Below are 16,427 nucleotides of genomic sequence, written 5' to 3'. Positions count from 1 at the left end.
GATCGAGCGCGATCTTGGTGCGGGGTGCGGGGTGCGGGGTGCGGGGTGCGGGGTGCGGGCCGTGCCGGGGCGGTGTTCGGGGTCAGGCCGGGGTGGGCGTGGGGGCGGGGGACGCTGGTGCGGTCGTCACCAGGCCGTCCTGCTCGGTGGTGAGCAGCCGGCGCAGGGAGAGCGCGACCAGGGAGGCGACCAGGCAGCCGCCGACCACCGTCGCCACCCAGAGCATGCCGTTGGCGGCGCCGATGAGTGGGCCGGCGGTCACCGGACCGATCACACCGCTGATTCCGAAGATCATCGAACTCATGGCGTTGTACCGGCCGCGCAGCTCGTCGGTGGCCAGAGCGTTGGTCAGTGCGGGCATCACCGGGGACAGCATCGTCTCGCCGAAGCCGAAGATCGCCGAGCAGAGCACGACACAGAGGGCGGCCAGCACGGCGCTCTCACCGCTGACCAGGCCGGCCGCGCCGAGAACCAGCCAGGCGGCGGCGAACACCGCCCCCACCACGGCCAATGCCCGGGTGCGGCTGCGCCCCTCGATCCGGCGGATCACCAGCAGTTGCGCGAGCACGATCATCACGGTGTTGGCCGCCAGCGCCCAGGCCACGACCCGCGGGTTCACCTCGGCCACCCGCACGGCGTACGCGGCGAAGCCCACCTCCACCTGCGCGTACCCGCAAGTGGTGAGGATCAGGCCGAAGATCACCAGTCGGCGGAACGGGCGGTCCCGGAGCACCGTCAGGTAGCCGCCGGCTGACGGCTCGTCGACGCTCCGGCGCTTGCCGAGTCGGTGGCCCACGCCGGGCAGGGTGAGCAGGATCAGCGCCGGCATCAGGTAGGTCACCGCGTCCAGCAGGTAGATCGTCTGGAAGGTGCCGGGCCGGGCGGTGTCGACGATCGCGCCGGAGGTCATGCCACCGATGCCGATGCCGAGGTTGAGCAGGGCGAAGTTCAGCCCGAAGACGCGTTGCCGCTCATCGTCGTCGGTCAACGACGCGAGGATGGTGTTCTGCCCCGACCAGATCGCCGAGCTGCCGACGGCGATCACCGTCATCACCAGCAGGGCCGAGCCGGTCGAGTGGACCAGCGCGAGCGAGCCGGTGCCGATTGCCTCGATCAGCAGGCAGGGCACCACCACCCGACGGGCGCCGATCCGGTCGATCAGCGTCCCGCCCAGCGGCGACAGGGCCAGGGTGACCACGCCGTACCAGCCGATGACGAGCCCGGCACGGGTGTCGGTGAGCCCGCGTACGTCGGTCAGGTAGATGAACAGGAACGGCAGGGTAAGACCCCGCCCGATCGCCGACAGCAGGGTGCCGAGGAGGATCCGGCGAGCTTCCGAACGACGGGGCAGGGCACGACGCAGCATGCCGGCATTCTGTTCGGTGGGTCTGACGCCACGCGAACCGTTTAGGCCACGCCTCGCGGTCACCGGGACCGTCGGGTGACCAATCCCACGTTGATCCACTCGCCGTGATCGCGGTCGGTCGGTGTCCGCCGGGTCTGCGATGCTGGCTCGATGACCGGCACCTGGCGACATCTGCCCGCTACCGCCCGCGCCATCGCGGTGACCGCCACGGCGGCCGTCGCCGCCGCCCAGGCCCACGACGGTCAGGCGTACGACGAGGCGGTCGGCGGTCTCGCCGCCGACGAGCGTTCCGGTCTGGTGCTCGGCGCGGTGGTTCGGTTGCTGCTGGAGGAGAGCCACCCGGACGGGTTGACCGGCGACGACATCCGCCAGGTGTTGACCCGCTGCGTGCAGGAGTCGACGCGGTGGCGTTCGGATGTGGACCCGCACGTGGTGCTCGTCCTGCTGGCCGGCGCGCTCGGGGTGTACGACCCCGACGGCGACGAGTCACCTCCGGACGCGGCGGCGCTGGCCCGGCACGCCCCGCTACTGGTGGCCGACCTCTTGGCGACGACCAGCGTGCCACTGGGCGACTACCTGGCCGCCGCGTTCGCGGAGATCGAACGCACCGAACGGCAGGACTGACAGGCACGCGAACGCCGTTGAGAAGGCGCCGAACTCCCCGCGTACGAGGAAACGGCCCGGTCGTTCGGACCGGGCCGTTCCCTCTTGCTCACTCGCCGCGGCCCCCCGAGCGGGCCGCCAGGGCCCTCGAAGCGGGCCCGCCGCCGCGTCGCTCATTGCTGCTTTGTCACCGCCTCCGGCGGAGCAGTCATCACCGGAAACGAATCAAGGCCCCTCGCGTGGAGGGGCCTTGACCTTTACTTACCTCTGGTCGGGGTGGCCGGATTCGAACCGACGACCTCTTCGTCCCGAACGAAGCGCGCTACCAAGCTGCGCCACACCCCGAGGCGTGCCGACAAATAGTAGCCCACCCGCCCCGATGGTCAAACTCGGTACCCCCGCCGACCGGACCCGTCAGCGCGATCGCTGGCCGGGCTGGTTCGTTGATCGACTCGGGTTACAGGAAGCCGGGCTGTCGACGTGACCAGGACACCCCAACTTTCAGGAACCCGAGTCGATCAACGACCGCTGCCTGGTCCCGCCGCGACGGCTGGCGCGAGAGGGGTCAGCGGGGGATGAGGGTGAGGATGCTGGCCTCCGGTGGGCAGGCGAAGCGGACCGGGGCGGTCGGGTGGGTGCCGAGGCCGGCGGAGACGTGCAGCCAGGAGTCCGAGCCAGGCCACCTGTGCAGGCCCTTCGCCATCGAGCGGGGCAGGCCGCAGTTGGTCACCAGCGCCCCGAAGCCCGGTACGCACACCTGACCACCGTGGGTGTGCCCGGCCAGCAGCAGACCGAAGCCGTCCGCCGCCATCTGGTCGAGCACCCGTGGCTCGGGTGAGTGCGTCAGCGCGATGGAGAGGTCCGCCGAGGACGACACCGCGCCGGCCACGGAGGGGTAGTCGTCCCGGTCGATGTGCGGGTCGTCCACGCCGACCAGGTCGAGCTGTCGGCCGCCGGCCTTCAGCATCGTCCTGGCGTTGTTGAGGTCGACCCAGCCGGCGCCGGTGAAGACCTGACGCAGCTCCTCGTAGGGCAGCTCGACGCCTTCGGTGTACTCCCGGTCGGGCAGGAAGTAGGTGAAGGGGTTCTTCAACACCGGCCCGGTGTAGTCGTTGGAGCCGAACACGAACGCGCCCGGGTAGTCCAGCAACGGTTGTAGGGCCCGCAGCACCCCGGGGACCGCGGCCGGGTGCGCCATGTTGTCGCCGGTCACCACCACCAGGTCGGGGTCGAGGGCGGCCAGCGACGCCACCCAGCGCTGCTTGCGCGCCTGGTCGGGCATCATGTGCAGGTCCGACAGGTGCAGTACGCGCAGCGGCTCCGCGTCGGCCGGGAGCACCGGCACGTCGTACCGCCGCAGGGTGAACATGTTGCGCTCGATGAGCGACGCGTACGCGAGGGTTGCCGCGCCGATCGTGGCGGTTCCGGCGGCGAGCCGGAATAGTGTGCGCTTTCGCATGGCGTTCAGGGTAGTTTGACCGTCCATGAGCACGCTGAAGGACCGCCTCACTGCCGACATGCGTTCCGCGCTCAAGGCGCGCGACGAGCTGACCACCTCCACGCTGCGGATGGCCCTGGCCGCCGTTGGCACCGCCGAGGTCGCCGGCAAGGCCAAGCGCGAGCTCACCGATGACGAGGTGCTCGCGGTGCTGACCAAGGAAGCCAAGAAGCGTCGGGAGGCGGCCACCGCCTTCGCCGACGCCGGCCGTGCCGAGCAGGCCGCGAAGGAGAGCGCCGAGGGTGAGGTGCTGGACCGCTACCTGCCCAAGCAGCTCTCGGACGCCGAGCTGACCGAGCTGGTGTCGGGGGCGCTCGCCGCGGGCGGCTTCACCGGCAAGGCCCAGATGGGCCCGGCGATGAAGGCGGCCCAGGCCGCGGTGGCGGGCCAGGCCGAGGGTGGCCGGGTGGCCGCCGAGGTACGCCGACAGCTCGGTCTCTGACTCAGCGGGTCAGCGGCGCGGCAGCACGTGTCGCAGCCGCTCGCTGATCCGGACAGACGAAACGGGCGGGCACCCGAGGAGGGTGCCCGCCCGTTGTGTCCTACTGGTCGGCTCAGCCGTTCGGACGGCCGTTGCCGGGTCGTCCGGGTTGGTTGCCGGGTTGGCCGCCCGGGGTGCCGCCGGTGTTGCCCGGCGTACCGCCGCCGCTGCTGACCTGGATGGTGACCACGCCACCCTTGATCGTGCGTCCGTCCGGGCTGGTGCCGGCCGCGTCGCCCGCCTTGCAGGAGGACGGCACCTTGGCGCTGGAGACGACCGGCTCGAAGCCGGCGCCCTTGAGCCGGGACTTCGCCTGATCCACCGAAACGCACTTCACGTCGGGGATGCTGCGCTGGTCACCCTCGGAGATCTTCTGGCCCGGCGGCTCGAACTGGATCCGCGGTTTGCCCTTCATGGCGTCCCGCAGGGTTTCGTACACCGGCGGGTTGATGCCGTCCTTCTCCTTGTGCTTCATCTTGACGTTCGTCTGCGGCCAGTCCGGGTCGGCCATGATGCCGGCCACCGAGTACTGCCTGGTCATGGCGACCAGCGCGGCCGTCTTCTCCGAGTCGGTGGTGCCGGACTTACCGGCCACCGGCGCGTCGACGATGTTCTTCACGACCGCGGCCGTGCGGCTGCCACCGCACTTGGTGGTGCTGGAGTTGTCGCCGACCGGGCAGCGGGCGGCGTCCACGGCGGCGCGGGCCACCTCGGTGCTGAACCGCTTCTCGCAGCGCGGGTTGGCGATGTCCAGCTTGTTGCCTTCCGGGTCCCGAATTTCCTGCACCGGAATCGGCTCGCAGTATTTGCCGTCCGCCGCGAGAGTCGCGTACGCGTTGGCGAGGTCGAGCGGCGTGGTGGAGGAGACGCCCAGGGTGAAGGCACCCCACTGGTGGGCGGCTTCCTTGGTCGCGGCGAACTTGGCGTCGTTGCTCGCCCGGAACTGGATGCCGGCCCGCCGAGCGGCGTCGACCACGTTCTCCGCACCGACCTGCTGCTGGAGCGGCACGAAGTAGGTGTTGATCGACGCGCTGAAGGCACTCCACATGTTCTGCACGCCGCCGGCCTTCAGGCCGGAGTTGGTCGGGCAGTAGAAGTGGGTGCCCTTGCAGGCCGCCGGGCTGCTGCTGTCGATGATGTATTCCGACTTGAACTGCTGCGGCGCGTTCATCGAGTAGCTGAGCGGAATGCCCTTCTCCAGCGCGGCCACGATGCTGAAGATCTTGAAGGTCGAGCCGGCCTGGTAGCCGGTGATGCCGTTGCCGCCGGTGAGCAGCGGGTTGACCGTCGCCGGGTAATTGCCCCGGATGTTCTTCCTGCTCTTCGCGGGATCGCTGGAGATCTTGTTCTTCGGGTTCTTCGGGTCGTCGAGCTTGAACTGCCGGTTGACTGCGAGCGCCCGCACCCGGCCGGTGCCCGGCTCGACGACAGCGACCATTGCCGCTTCCTTGCTGTTCACGCTCTTGGCCTTACGGACCGCCTTGTCCGCGCCACGCTGGGCCTGGACGTCGATCGAGGTCACGACGGTGTAGCCGCCGCTCTTCAGCCGGCGCTCCCGGTCGTACGTGGTCGAGCCGAACGTCTCCTGATCCATCCACCAGCGGTAGAAGTAGTCGCAGAAGAAGCCCCACTCGTTGACGTTGGCGGCGACGCAGCCGTTCGGGGTGCGCTTGTCCTTCACCACCAGCTTGGTCGCCTTGGCGACGTCGGCCTCCTGCTGGGTGATGGCCTTGATGTCGACCATGTTCTGGATGACGTAGTTGCGCCGATCCAGCGCGAGCGGGTAACCGGCCTCGGTGGTCGGATCGTTCGTCGTCGGCGCCTTGACCATGCCGGCCAGCAACGCCGCTTCCTCGATCTTCAGCTTGCTCGGTGGCTTACCAAAGTAGACCTGGCTGGCGGCGTAGATGCCGTACGCGCCGTTGCCGAACGAGGCGAGGTTGAGGTAGCGGGTGAGGATTTCGTCCTTGGAGAATTCCTTGTCGACCTGGAGGGCCAGCCGCATCTCGCGGAGCTTGCGGGCGCTGGTGTCCTCGGTCGCCGCGACGACGTCCGCCGGGTGGGTGGCCGAGTAGGCGATGGCCAGCCGGACGTACTGCATGGTCAGCGTCGAGGCGCCCTGCCGGCCGGAGCCTTCGCTCTGGTTGTTGACGAACGCGCGGGCGACACCGTTGATGTCGACGCCATTGTGCTTGTAGAAGTCATGGTCCTCGGCCGCGATGATGGCCTTCTGCATGTACGGCGAGATGTCGGGGAGCTTCACGTCCCGTCGGTTCTCGTCGTACATCGTCGCGAGCGGTGTCTTGCCGTCCGAGGCCAGCAGGTAGCTGATCTGTGGCGCGCGGGCCACCGTCAGCTCCGTGGGCAGGGCACCGAACGTCTCGGCGCCGGCTTTCGCGGCCAGGCCGGACATCGCTACCGCGGGGAAGGCCGCCGCAGCGACCACCACGCCGGCCAGCAGGCCACACACGAGTAGCGATGCGGCATTGGTCAGCACATTGTGGTCACGTTTCCGCATCCAGGTCACCTCGACAGGGTACGCGAGTAGGGAACGAGGGGCGCTGGGGCGTTCTTTCCCCATTTCCTGCGCGCGCTGCCCTCGTTGTGCTAAACGCACGACCCCCGGTACTTGGTTGCGTGTGACCTGGCGTGAGTCTCCTCCGATTCGGTGAGGCGGCGCAGCGTTATCGCCGACCTCGGCGGGGTAACCGGCGGTCGAAGGCCCGGGAAGCCGGGAGTGTCCGGAATGATGGATTTCGTCGACAACGTTGCGTAATCGGTCGACTACAGAGCATGATGGGGGCGGCGACAGCGCCACATGTCGTCCGCGCCGCCTTGGGGAAGGCAGGCCGGGCGATCGGGGGGAATTGCCGGCTGACGTGCATCGACGAGGTCGGTAGGTACTGCAAGGGGGGACGTGTACACATGGGCATGATCACTGACTGGCCGTCGCTGGCGGCGTGTCAGAACGGGGACCCGGACGCGTTGTTCGTACAGGGCGCCGAACAGAACGTGGCGAAGCGGATCTGCCGGAGCTGCCCAGTTCGGTACGAGTGCCTGGCCGACGCGCTGGACAACCGGATCGAGTTCGGTGTGTGGGGCGGCATGACCGAACGCGAACGGCGGGCGCTACTGCGTCGTCACCCGCAGGTGACGAGCTGGCGCAAGATGTTCGAGGCCGCGATGAAGAAGAACAGCAAGGACAAGACTGGCAAGGACAAGATTCTCGTCAGCGCGGCCAACTGACGCGATCACGGCCGGCTGATCGCCGCGCCGATCGTCCGTAGCCCGTCGACGTCGTGCACGTCGGCGGGCTGCGCCGTAACCGAAACCGCCGGCACGGCTGGGAACGCCTCGCTGAAGCGCGCCGCGACCTGCTGTTCGCGTACCGCCTGGCGGGCCAACGTCGCGTGCGCCCGCAGCACGTCGGCGGTGGCCTCATGCCCACCCAGCTCGGTCAGCCGCTCGGCGGCGACCCGGCTCTGCTCGGCGTCCAACTCCGGAACCGCCGGGCGGTGCACCCGGTTGAGCACCAGGCCGGCCAGCGGCATCCGCTCGTCCCGCAGCCGGCCCGCGAAGTAGGCGGCCTCCCGGACCGCGTCCGGCTCCGGGGTCGCGACCAGCAGAAAGGCCGTCTCCCGCGCCTGCAGGATGCGGTACGTCTGCTCGGCGCGCTGCCGGAACCCACCGAACATCGAATCCAGTGCCGCCACGAAGCCGGACAGGTCGGTGAGCAGCTGCGCGCCGAGCACCTTCTGCACCACCTTCGAGAACATCCCGAACGACGCCGTGACCAGGCTGAACATGCTCCGGCCGCCGCTGCGCGCCGGGGCCAGCAGCAGGCGCAGCATCCGGCCGTCGAGGAAACGGGAGAGTCGAGCCGGCGCGTCCAGGAAGTCCAGTGCCGAGCGGGACGGTGGCGTGTCCACCACGATCAGGTCCCATTCGCCCCGGGCGTGCAGCTGACCCAGCTTCTCCATCGCCATGTATTCCTGCGTGCCGGCGAAGGTCGAACTCATCGCCTGGTAGAACGGGTTCGCGAAGATCTCGGCGGCCTTCGTCGGGTCGGTGTGCTGCAGCACCACGTCGTCGAAGGTGCGCTTCATGTCCAGCATCATGGCGTGCAACTCGCCGCCGCTGCTCTCGACGTCGATGCCCTTGACCTGGCGAGGGGTGTTGTCCAGCTCGGTCAGGCCCAGCGACTGGGCCAGCCGGCGGGCCGGGTCGATGGTGAGCACCACAGTTCGCCGGCCGTGGTGCTCGGCGGCCCGCAGCGCCAGCGCCGCGGCCGTGGTCGTCTTTCCCACTCCGCCGGCGCCGCAACACACGACGATCCGCACGCCGGGGTCGGCGAGGATCTGGTCGACGTCCAGCTGCGGCGCCGCGTCTTCGGAAGGCACCAATCGAGCGTATCGGGCCGGTGGGTCCGTCCGCCCGTGCTGCGCTCAGGTGTGAGTCATTCGGCGCGAACGAGGGCCTGGGCCAGCATCGCGAGCCCCGCCCGGTCCACCCCGTCGGGCAGCAACGGCAGCTCGATCATCGGCAGCCCCAACTCAACCAGGTCGGCGCGGAGCGAATCCTCCAGTTCGCGACGGATGAGCTGGTCACGTGCCTCGTCATGCAGCCCGGCCACGATGTCCCGATCGGCCGGCAGCCCGGCCGCGACCAGCCCGCGCTTCAACTCCGCGGCGGTGACCGCCGGGCCGGCAGGCAGCGGGGGTCGGACCCCGTTGACGAGCACCTTCCCGACGCTGAAGCCGAGGGCGGTCAGGTCGGCTATCGCGTCCACCGTCTCCTGGATCGGCATCTCCTCCAGCAGCGTGACCACGTGCACCGCGGTCATCGGGGACCGCAGCAACGCGGCGACCCCCTCGCTCTGGGTCTTGATCGGGCCCACCTTGGCCAGCCGTGCGGTCTCCGCCGTCACGTTGAGGAACCGGCCGATCCGCCCGGTCGGCGGGGCGTCCAGCACCACGGCGTCGTACGCCCGCCGCTGCCCGTTGGTGCGGGTGGTGGCCTCCTTCACCTTGCCGGTGAGCAGGACGTCCCGCAGGCCGGGCGCGATGGTGGTGGCGAAGTCGATGGCGCCGAGCTTGCGTAGTGCCCGGCCCGCCGCGCCCAGTTTGTAGAACATGTCCAGGTACTCGAGCAGCGCCTCCTCGGCGTCCACCGCGAGCGCGCGCACCTCACCGCCGTCCGGTGCGTCGGCGAGGTGCCGTTCCTCGTAGGGCAGCGGGTCGATGCCGAACAGCTGGGCGATGCCCTGCCGCCCCTCGACCTCGACCAGCAGGGTGCGCCGGCCACCGGCCGCGAGCGCGAGGGCCAGCGCCGCCGCCACGCTGGTCTTACCGGTGCCGCCCTTGCCGGTCACCACGTGGAGACGGGCGGGCCATCCGGTACCGGCCGGGTCGATCGGGCGCTCAGCTGCACACACCCGTCGAGCCTATCCAGGCGTGGCGGTCAGGCGACCTCGCAGACCCACCAACCCGTCTTCTGCACCACAGTGAAACGCAACTCCTGGTCGGCGACCTTCTCGTCGGCGGTGGTCATGGTGAGCCGGGTGGAGACGGTGGCCCGTTCGCCGGTCTGGTTGTCCACCTTCGGGGTGGTCCACCGGAAGCGTGGGTTCTGGTAGGTGGAGGCGTACTTCTCCACCTCGGCCACCTTCGCGGCGATCTTGTCGTCGTCGCGGGAGGCGGCGCAGACCCGACTGGCCGCCTTTGTCGCGTCGCGATCCTTGTAGACCGCGGTGAGGAACTCGTCGACGGCGACCGCCGGCTCCTTGGCGCCCTCGCCGGTCTCGGCATTGCGCAGGGTCAGGAAGGCCACCACACCGCCGCCCACGCAGAGCACCATGATCACGACCAGGGCGATCGCCGCGATCAGCAGGCCGCGCTTCTTCTTCGGCTCGGCCGTGCCCTGGTAGGGCGGGGGGACCGACGCGGGGTTCGGGGCGCCCGGCTGCGTCGGCGCGCCGGCCGCGGCGGGGCCGTCGGGCGCTTCCGGCTGCCCGGCACCGCTGGGCTGCCCGGGGAAGGCCTGCTGCCCGGCACCGGTTGGCTGCCCGGGGAAGGCCGGTGAGCTGGGGGCGGCGGGGAGCGCCGGCTGGGCGGGGGATACGGGGAGGGCGAGCTGCCCGGGCGGCGGGGCGGGGGCTGGCTGCCCGGGGATGGCCGGCGCGCCGGGCTGGCCGGCGGGATCCGGGTGGGCCGGCGGGTGAGCGGGTGTGCCGGCCTGGTCGCCGCTGGGCGGGTGGGTCATGTCGTTCCCCCAGGGGTGCGGCGCCCGCCGCCACCCCTGGCGCCGAGCGTGATCGAGCGGGCGGCCGGGCGCAGCGCGACCGTCCGACCGGAAGGGTAGCGGTCGATGACGGGGTCGGTGGCGCCCCTGCCGTCCGGGCGGCCCAGCGATCCGGTGAGTCGTACCCGGGTCGGTTCCGGTGTCGGGCCCCCGACCTGCACTGTGTCGCATATGTGACTGTTGGTGACCTCTTGTGCGCGTCCTGTTGGCGGGACTGCGGCCACAGACCTACCTTCGTCCCGGTGCGGGGGCCGGAACGGACGAACGGGTCCGGGCCGGAAGCATGGTCCGAGAGGTACGACCGGAGGCAGTGCATGCGCGACGCGGACAACATCCCTCGCACCCAGTTCCCTACGAACGACCGGCCCCGCCGGCCCGGGTCCGTGGTCGAGGCCGGCGGGCAGGTCACCAACCAGCCGATCAACGAACGGTCGTACCGTCGGACGCCGGAGCAGTCGGAGACGGCCCGGATGCCGAGCCAGCCCGCCGAGCGGACCCGCGAGGACGACGAACCGGGCTTCGTGATCCACCTGCCGATCCGGGTGCCGAATCTGGCGGCGGCGACCGTGCTGGCCGGTCGGGTCGCGGTTTCCCTGGGCTTCCTGCCCGAGCTGGACGCCGGCGAGACCACCGTCTCCAACGCCGACGATCAGAACAACAGGCACCGGGTCTTCTGTGACCTGCTGCTGCCCGACCGGTCCCGCTGCCCCCAGGGATACGAGCACGAAGGGCGCTGCGGGGAGCTGCCGGCCGCGCCGGAGCAGCGTCCCGTACCTCGTCCGGCCAGCGGACCGTAGGCTGTCCCTCGAACAATTCCGCACCGAGAGGGAGCCCTTCAGCGATGCAGAAGTGGGAATACTCCACGGTCCCCCTGCTGGTCCACGCGACCAAGCAGATCCTCGACAACTGGGGCGAGGACGGGTGGGAACTCGTCGCCGTGGTCCCCGGCCCGAATCCGGACCAGCTGGTCGCCTACCTGAAGCGGCCGAAGGCGTGAGCAACGGTCCGCACGCGAAGCTCGCCGAGCTCGGTCTCGACCTGCCCGAGGTCGTGCCGCCGGTGGCCAGCTACGTCCCGGCCGTGCAGTCCGGGCAGCACGTGTACGTTTCCGGCCAGCTGCCGATGGCCGAGGGCAAGCTGCTCGCGACCGGCAAGGTCGGCGCCGGGATCTCCGCCGAGCAGGCGAAGGATCTGGCCCAGCGCTGCGCGCTCAACGCGCTGGCCGCTGTCGACTCGCTTGTCGGCCTGGAGAACGTGGTCAAGGTGGTCAAGGTGACCGGGTTCGTGGCCTCCGCGCCCGGCTTCACCGGTCAGCCCGCCGTGATCAACGGTGCTTCCGACCTCTTCGGCACCGTCTTCGGGGAGGCCGGCCGCCACGCGCGCAGCGCGGTGGGCGTGGCCGAACTGCCCCTCGACGCCCCGGTCGAGATCGAGCTGATCGTCGAGGTCGCCTGACGCGTCCCCATCGCCCCGCGGTCTTGCACTTCCTGCTCGGACGAAAGCCCTGAACGGGGATGAATCAGGGGCGGCGAGTGCAAGATCGTGGGGTGTGGCGAGCGGGGTCGTACGATCGCAGCCATGAGCGGGCACGTGACGGGGGCGGTGGCGGCGCTTGCCGACGAGTTGCCCCGCTGGGTTTCACTGCTGCGTGCGCCGAACCCGGGGCCGATGACCCTCGACGGCACCAACACCTGGATACTGCGCGCCCCGGCGGCCGAGTACGCCATCGTGGTCGACCCGGGGCCGGCCGACGAGGGGCACCTGACCCGGATCGCCGAGCACGGCCCGATCGGGCTGATCCTGATCACCCACGGCCACCCCGACCACACCGAGGGCGCCGCCCGGCTGAGCGAGCTGCTCGGCGGGGTGCCCGTCCGCGCTGTCGACCCAGCGCACACCATCGCCGCCGAGCCGCTGAGCGAGCCGGGCGAGCGCCTCGGTGACGTCGGTCTGCGCATCAGTCTGTTGCAGACGCCCGGGCACACCGCCGACTCGGTCTGCTTCCTGGTCGAGCACGACGACGAGCGGGTGGTGCTCACCGGTGACACCATCCTCGGCCGGGGCACCACCGTCGTCGCCCACCCGGACGGGCACCTTGGTGACTACCTGAGCAGCCTGGAGCTGCTGTCCGCGTACCCGGGGATCGCGGCGCTGCCCGGACACGGCCCGGCGCTGGCCGACTGCGCCGCCGCCGCCAGTTTCTACCTCGCCCACCGTCGTGCCCGGCTCGACCAGGTCCGGGCGGCGGTCGCCGCCGGCGCGCACACCCCCGCCGACGTGGTGGCGACGGTCTACGCGGACGTGGACCGCTCACTCTGGTGGGCGGCGGAATGGTCGGTCTGTGCCCAACTGGAGTATCTGGGCGTGGACACCGGGGAATCCGCGCCCGGGGTCAGTGGGTTGGAGCACATGTGACCTGCCCCGTGTGTGGAACCGTTGCCGTTCCCGGCGCGCGGTTCTGCCACAACTGTGGCGCCGCGCTGCCGGCCGCCGCCACGTTGCCGGCGGCCGAGCGACGGGTGGTCACCGTGCTCTTCGGTGACCTCTCCGAATTCACCTCCTGGTCAGAGGACCTCGACCCGGAACGCGTCGGCGCTGTCACCGACCGAGTCCTCGCCGCCCTCGCCGGTGCGGTCAAGACGTTCGGCGGGCACGTCGACAAGCTGACCGGTGACGGCATCATGGCGGTCTTCGGCGCCCCGGTGGCGCACGAGGACGACGCCGAACGTGCCGTTCGGGCCGCCCTGTCCATGCAGCGGGCCGTCCGCCGGGTGCTCGACGACGAGCGGGGCGGCGGCGCGCCGCTCGGGCTGCGGGTCGGGCTGAACACCGGCGACGTCATCGCCGGCATCCAGGCCGCCATCGAATACACGGTCATCGGCGACACGGTGAACACCGCTGCCCGGCTCGCCGACGCCGCCGCGGTCGGGGCCGTCTACGCCGGTGGACGCACCGCCGCGGCCACCAGGCACGTCTCCTCCTGGCGGGCGCTGCGCCCGCTGCGGCTCAAGGGCAAGCGTGAACCAGTCGAGGCGTACGAGCTGCTGGGTCTGCTGGACGCGCCGGGCACCCGCTCGGGGCTCGGCGACGAGGCCCCGTACGTCGGCCGGGAGACAGAAATCGGTCGGGTCGCCGGCCGGCTCGCGGAGGTGATCGACCAGGGCGACCCACGGGTGCTGCTGATGACCGCCGAGGCGGGTATCGGCAAGTCCCGGTTCGCCGCCGAGGTGGAGCGCCTCGCCGCCGGCTACGACGTCGGAGCTGGCCGGTACGCCGCGCACACCGGGGCCCGGGTGCTGTCGGTGCGCTGTGCCGCGTTCGGGGAGCGGCGACGGCTCGCACCCCTGGCCGACCTGGTGCGGGCCGCCGTCGGTCTGCCGAGCGACGCGTCCACCGCGTTGACCCGCCCGGCGGTGGAGGAGCGGCTGCGCCGGCTCGGGCAGCGGCTCGCCCGCTCGGGTGCGGAGACCGCGCCGATCGCCACGGAGCAGCTGCTCGCCCTGCTCGGCTACGCCGAACTCCCGACGCACGGCGGCACCGACAGCGGGGAATGGGGCGGCTCGGGCACCCCGGCCGCGGATGCCGAGGTGGTGCCGAACGCGGTCGCCGACCTGCTCAGCGGGCTCGCCTCGGAGGCGCCGCTGGTGATCGTGGTGGACGACCTGCACGATGCCACCGCCGAAACGATCAGTGCCCTCGGCTTGACCCTGTCCCGGCTCACCGGCCCGGTGCTGGTGCTGCTGCTCGGCCGCCCCGAGTTGGTGCGTACCGCCGGCGCGCTGACCCGGGTCGCGGACGCCGAGGTGCACTCGCTGCCGCCGCTGCGCGGTGCCGACGCGGCCCGGCTGCTCACCAGTTACCTCGGCGGCGGCAAGCTGCCGCAGGCCGACACCGACCGGTTGCTCGCCACCGCGCAGGGCAATCCGTTCTACCTGGCCGAGCTGGTCACCCTGCTGATCGAGCGCGGGGCGCTCACCACCGAATCAGTGCGCGGTGCCGCTGCCGCGTCAGTGCGGGGTGCCGCACCGGAACGGTCCGGCGCGGGCGAGCGGGAGCAGAGCGGGCCGGCCGGTTGGCGGTTGGTGCCGGGTTCGCTGGGCAGCCGGCTGCTCTCCCGGGACCTCGCCGCCGTGCTGGCGGCCCGCATCGACGCCCTGCCGCCGGACGCCCGGTCGGTGCTGCGCGACGCGGCGGTCACCGGTGACACGGTGCCGACCGGCGCGCTGGAGGCGATGCGGGAGCAGCGCAGCGGTCGCGACGGCCGGCCGTCCGCAGTGGTCGCCGTCGAGCTCGACCGGGCGGTCGAGGAGTTGCTGCAACGCCGGATGCTGCACCGTTCGCGTACCGGCTACTCGTTCGCGACCCCGCTGATGCGGGAGGCCGCGTACGCCGGGGTGAGCAAGGCCGAGTTGGCCGAGCGGCACGCCGCGTTGGCCCGCTGGGCGGCGCCGGTGGACGAGACCACGGCCAGCGCCGTGGGCGGGTTCACCGACGAGGCCCGGGACGACTTCGTGGCGACCCACGTCGAGCGGGCCGCCACGCTCGCCGACGCGGTGAAGCTGCGCCCGGACGCGCCGGCCCGCGCGGTGGTTCCGCTCGGCGTCGCCGCACTCGGCCGGGCCGCCCGCCGGTCGCTCTCCGCCGGTGAGCCGGCAATGGCCGTCGAGTACGCCGAGCGCGCCACCGAACTGGCCCGCGACGGGGTGCCGGCAGCCGACCGGGTGGTGCACGCGCGGGCGTTGCTCCAGGTCGGCCGGGTCACCGACGCGTTGGCGTACGCCGAGAAGATCGCCGCGAACGCGGGGGACGAGGCCACCCGGGTCAGTGCCCTGCTGCTGGCGGGGCAGGCCCAGGAGACCCTCGGCGACCAGGGCCGGGCGGTGGCCGCCTGGCAGGAGGCGTTGCAGGTGGCCACCGAGGGTCGGCTGCCCACGCAGCGCGCCACGGCGATGCGCCGGCTCGGCATGGCCGACTTCGTGGCGGGGCGGCTGAGTCAGGCGAGCAGCCGGTTGGCGGCCGCGTACCAGGTCAGCCTCGGCGCGCAGGACCGACGCGGGCAGGCGTGGTCCCTGCAGAACCTGGCCTGGGTGACCACCACCCGGGGTGACTTCGCCGGCACCGACGCGGTGCTCGGCCGGGCTGCCCGGCTCTTCGCCGAGTTGAAGGACCCGTACGGGCGGGCCTGGCTGCGCGGCACCACTGCGTTCGCCCGGCTGCTCGCCGGCCGACTGCGCGAGGCGTGTCGGATGGCGCAGGTGTTCCTGCCGTTCGGCGAGCGGGTCGGCGAGGCGTGGGCGGTCGGCACGTTGCGGGCGGTGGCGGCGTTCGCCACCGCCGAGCTGGGTGACCTGGCCGAGGCGGACCGGGAGGCCCGGCGGGCGTACCGGGAGTTCGCCGCCGCCTCCGACGACTGGGGGCGCGGGTTCGCCCTGGTGGTCCGGGCGGTGGTGGCGCGCGGGTTGGGCGAGCCGGAGCACGCGGCTGACCTGCTCACCGACGCCCTGGCGTACGCGGAGCGCACCTCGCATCCGCTGCTCACCGGGATGGCCGGGACACTGCGCGGCTTCGTCGCGTTGGACATGGGCGACTGTGAGACGGCCGAGCGGGTGGCCCGTGGGGTGCTGACCGCCGTGGAGCCGCACAACCCGCAGGCCCCGGCGCAGGTGGCGCCCCGGGTGCTGCTGGCGACGGCCCGGCTCGCCGCGGGTGACTCGGCGACAGCGGTCGGGCTGCTCGCCCCGGTGGCCACTGCCGCAGCGAACGCGCCCTCGCTGCTCTTCTCCCGCCGCCAGACGATGGCCCAGTACGCTGCGGCGCTGCTCGCCCACGGTCAGCGGGAGCAGGCGTTGGACTGGGCTCGCCGAGCGGTCACCGCCCCGGCCGAGGACGTGCGCAGCCAGGTGATCGCGGCGAGTGTGCTGGCCGAGGCGTTGGCCGCCTGCGGGTACCCGGAGGAGGCGCTGTCCTGTGCGCAGGAGGCGGTCCGCCTGGCGTACGCGACCGAGCAGCGCAGTGAGCGTGCCGCAGCCGACGCCCTGCACTCCCGCCTGACCGCACTGGTGTGACCCGCTCCGGGAGTGTGCAGGTTTTGCCGGTTCTGGGGATGTGGTGGTCGGGGTGAGCGGCTAGCGTGTCACCACCGCGTACGGGTCCACAGTGGTGACCGTCGCCGTGCCTGG

Annotated in this window: 14 protein-coding genes and 1 tRNA gene; 8 read left to right on the top strand and 7 right to left on the bottom strand. The window is 71.6% G+C overall.

Going from position 1 to position 16,427, the window contains the following annotated elements:
* Positions 1-82 precede the first annotated feature (82 nt).
* Positions 83-1,366 carry an MFS transporter gene (locus ABZU74_RS07965; protein ID WP_355419641.1) on the bottom strand — a complete coding sequence of 428 codons (1,284 nt, stop codon included), beginning with the start codon at positions 1,364-1,366 and terminating at the stop codon, positions 83-85.
* A 150-nt stretch (positions 1,367-1,516) separates the two neighbouring features.
* Here ABZU74_RS07965 and ABZU74_RS07960 point away from each other — a divergent pair, with 150 nt between their 5' ends.
* Complete coding sequence (locus ABZU74_RS07960) at positions 1,517-1,990, top strand: hypothetical protein (protein WP_355419639.1); 474 nt, start codon at positions 1,517-1,519, stop codon at positions 1,988-1,990.
* A 247-nt stretch (positions 1,991-2,237) separates the two neighbouring features.
* Here ABZU74_RS07960 and ABZU74_RS07955 read toward each other — a convergent pair.
* Both ABZU74_RS07955 and ABZU74_RS07950 read right to left on the bottom strand, forming a co-directional pair.
* A tRNA-Pro gene (locus ABZU74_RS07955) sits at positions 2,238-2,314 on the bottom strand.
* A 220-nt stretch (positions 2,315-2,534) separates the two neighbouring features.
* The gene (locus ABZU74_RS07950) at positions 2,535-3,428 is read right to left on the bottom strand and encodes a metallophosphoesterase (protein WP_355419637.1); all 894 of its coding nucleotides are present in this window, start codon (positions 3,426-3,428) and stop codon (positions 2,535-2,537) included.
* A 25-nt stretch (positions 3,429-3,453) separates the two neighbouring features.
* On the opposite strand from ABZU74_RS07950, the gene ABZU74_RS07945 reads away from it, so the two are divergent.
* Positions 3,454-3,909, top strand: a complete 456-nt coding sequence (locus ABZU74_RS07945; RefSeq protein ID WP_030328082.1) for a GatB/YqeY domain-containing protein — start codon at positions 3,454-3,456, stop codon at positions 3,907-3,909.
* Positions 3,910-4,021: 112 nt separating this feature from the next.
* Here the strand turns inward: ABZU74_RS07945 and ABZU74_RS07940 are convergent, their stop codons facing one another.
* A complete protein-coding gene (locus tag ABZU74_RS07940; RefSeq protein ID WP_355419635.1) occupies positions 4,022-6,466 on the bottom strand; it encodes a transglycosylase domain-containing protein in 2,445 nt (814 codons plus the stop codon).
* Positions 6,467-6,873: 407 nt separating this feature from the next.
* Between ABZU74_RS07940 and ABZU74_RS07935 the strand changes: the two genes are divergently transcribed.
* Positions 6,874-7,194 (top strand): WhiB family transcriptional regulator, encoded by a 321-nt coding sequence (locus tag ABZU74_RS07935; protein WP_210780772.1) that lies wholly within the window; start codon positions 6,874-6,876, stop codon positions 7,192-7,194.
* A 5-nt stretch (positions 7,195-7,199) separates the two neighbouring features.
* On the opposite strand, the gene ABZU74_RS07930 is transcribed toward ABZU74_RS07935, so the two are convergent.
* The 3 genes from ABZU74_RS07930 to ABZU74_RS07920 are packed head-to-tail and all read right to left on the bottom strand — an operon-like array spanning position 7,200 to position 10,119.
* Entirely contained in the window at positions 7,200-8,351 is a 1,152-nt protein-coding gene (locus ABZU74_RS07930; protein ID WP_355419632.1) for an ArsA-related P-loop ATPase, read from the bottom strand.
* Between the two features lie 53 nt (positions 8,352-8,404).
* Positions 8,405-9,382 carry an ArsA-related P-loop ATPase gene (locus ABZU74_RS07925; RefSeq protein WP_355419630.1) on the bottom strand — a complete coding sequence of 326 codons (978 nt, stop codon included), beginning with the start codon at positions 9,380-9,382 and terminating at the stop codon, positions 8,405-8,407.
* Between the two features lie 26 nt (positions 9,383-9,408).
* Positions 9,409-10,119, bottom strand: coding sequence for a hypothetical protein (locus ABZU74_RS07920; RefSeq protein ID WP_355419765.1), 711 nt, complete (start codon positions 10,117-10,119; stop codon positions 9,409-9,411).
* 443 nt (positions 10,120-10,562) lie between these two features.
* Between ABZU74_RS07920 and ABZU74_RS07915 the strand changes: the two genes are divergently transcribed.
* From ABZU74_RS07915 to ABZU74_RS07895, 5 genes are all read left to right on the top strand, one after another.
* Positions 10,563-11,045, top strand: a complete 483-nt coding sequence (locus ABZU74_RS07915; RefSeq protein ID WP_355419628.1) for a hypothetical protein — start codon at positions 10,563-10,565, stop codon at positions 11,043-11,045.
* Positions 11,046-11,089: 44 nt separating this feature from the next.
* Positions 11,090-11,245, top strand: a complete 156-nt coding sequence (locus ABZU74_RS07910) for a DUF4177 domain-containing protein (protein WP_007466198.1) — start codon at positions 11,090-11,092, stop codon at positions 11,243-11,245.
* Positions 11,242-11,703, top strand: coding sequence for a RidA family protein (locus ABZU74_RS07905; RefSeq protein ID WP_091403351.1), 462 nt, complete (start codon positions 11,242-11,244; stop codon positions 11,701-11,703). The genes ABZU74_RS07910 and ABZU74_RS07905 overlap by 4 nt, the downstream gene beginning before the upstream one ends.
* Positions 11,704-11,826: 123 nt before the next feature.
* On the top strand, positions 11,827-12,663 hold the full coding sequence (locus ABZU74_RS07900; RefSeq protein WP_355419626.1) for an MBL fold metallo-hydrolase: 837 nt from the start codon (positions 11,827-11,829) through the stop codon (positions 12,661-12,663).
* A complete protein-coding gene (locus ABZU74_RS07895) occupies positions 12,660-16,313 on the top strand; it encodes an adenylate/guanylate cyclase domain-containing protein (protein ID WP_355419624.1) in 3,654 nt (1,217 codons plus the stop codon). The genes ABZU74_RS07900 and ABZU74_RS07895 overlap by 4 nt, the downstream gene beginning before the upstream one ends.
* The last annotated feature ends 114 nt before the right edge of the window (positions 16,314-16,427 follow it).

This window comes from Micromonospora sp. NPDC005171 (assembly GCF_040608575.1).
Lineage (GTDB): Bacteria > Actinomycetota > Actinomycetes > Mycobacteriales > Micromonosporaceae > Micromonospora.
Note: the sequence above shows the minus strand (reverse complement) of the source record. Positions and strands in the feature narration are given on the sequence as shown.

What these genes read in the sequence shown, in the direction of transcription:
- ABZU74_RS07965 (WP_355419641.1), bottom strand. Translation starts at nt 1,366, where the DNA reads ATGCTGCGTCGTGCCCTGCCCCGTCGTTCGGAAGCTCGCCGGATCCTC.
- ABZU74_RS07960 (WP_355419639.1), top strand. Translation starts at nt 1,517, where the DNA reads ATGACCGGCACCTGGCGACATCTGCCCGCTACCGCCCGCGCCATCGCG.
- ABZU74_RS07950 (WP_355419637.1), bottom strand. Translation starts at nt 3,428, where the DNA reads ATGCGAAAGCGCACACTATTCCGGCTCGCCGCCGGAACCGCCACGATC.
- ABZU74_RS07945 (WP_030328082.1), top strand. Translation starts at nt 3,454, where the DNA reads ATGAGCACGCTGAAGGACCGCCTCACTGCCGACATGCGTTCCGCGCTC.
- ABZU74_RS07940 (WP_355419635.1), bottom strand. Translation starts at nt 6,466, where the DNA reads ATGCGGAAACGTGACCACAATGTGCTGACCAATGCCGCATCGCTACTC.
- ABZU74_RS07935 (WP_210780772.1), top strand. Translation starts at nt 6,874, where the DNA reads ATGGGCATGATCACTGACTGGCCGTCGCTGGCGGCGTGTCAGAACGGG.
- ABZU74_RS07915 (WP_355419628.1), top strand. Translation starts at nt 10,563, where the DNA reads ATGCGCGACGCGGACAACATCCCTCGCACCCAGTTCCCTACGAACGAC.
- ABZU74_RS07910 (WP_007466198.1), top strand. Translation starts at nt 11,090, where the DNA reads ATGCAGAAGTGGGAATACTCCACGGTCCCCCTGCTGGTCCACGCGACC.
- ABZU74_RS07900 (WP_355419626.1), top strand. Translation starts at nt 11,827, where the DNA reads ATGAGCGGGCACGTGACGGGGGCGGTGGCGGCGCTTGCCGACGAGTTG.